We start from the raw sequence: 643 nt of genomic DNA, 5'->3' as shown, positions 1-643 counted from the left end.
CTATCGCTAAACTTCCCGGTTGCCCGTTTCGTTTCGCTGCGTCAGCAGCAGAGGAAGCGAACTATACGCCCCACCCCTGAACTCGTCAACACCTCACACCAAAATATCTTTCAACAATTCATCAAATACCTGATTTATAACGAAATTTATCAGAAAGATTTTTGTGATTTCGTGAAAAACTCAGTAGCATGCGTATGTAGGCGCCTTGATTAAAAGGAATACGCAGATCCCTTAACGAGCCTTGCATAGTGTCAGGCAAGCTAATAGTCACTATTTATAATTAGGACAGCTGATGTTTTACGACTTTAGCCGCGAAGGCAGCGCAATGCGAGACTAAAGCCGCTCCTGCAAATTCAAACCTCCTCAGCCCGGGCTAATTGTGGAAACGAAGTACCTGCTTGTATTGCTTATGCATGCAGCGGTTCCGTGGTTTGATAACGTATGTCCTCTTATAACAAATACGCCCGCAGGTAGTTATTCCTAGCAAGAGTTCACACTTTAACTGCTCTGAGTTAACTAGATAGTGTCGTCACGAGATTTCCAGCCAAAGAGCAAGGCACCGTATTTGAACGGCCGCGACAAACGACTTCAGTCGTTTTGCGTAGCGGGTTGCAATCCCGCGCCATCGCTTGATCTTGAGAAA

At 45.7% G+C, this 643-nt stretch carries 1 protein-coding gene and 1 pseudogene; one reads left to right on the top strand and one right to left on the bottom strand.

The genetic code is table 11. From position 1 onward, the window contains the following. Positions 1–213: hypothetical protein (locus PZA18_RS24070; protein WP_284103427.1), on the top strand; the 213-nt coding region annotated here is incomplete at its 5' end. Positions 214–529: 316 nt separating this feature from the next. Here the strand turns inward: PZA18_RS24070 and PZA18_RS24065 are convergent. Then, a pseudogene (locus tag PZA18_RS24065) lies at positions 530–643 on the bottom strand (IS5/IS1182 family transposase); the annotation flags it as partial.

This window comes from Parachitinimonas caeni (assembly GCF_030129945.1).
In the GTDB taxonomy this organism is placed as follows: Bacteria; Pseudomonadota; Gammaproteobacteria; order Burkholderiales; family Chitinimonadaceae; genus Parachitinimonas; species Parachitinimonas caeni.
The sequence above is the reverse complement of the archived record's forward strand: the minus strand, read 5'-3'. Positions and strand labels throughout refer to the sequence as shown.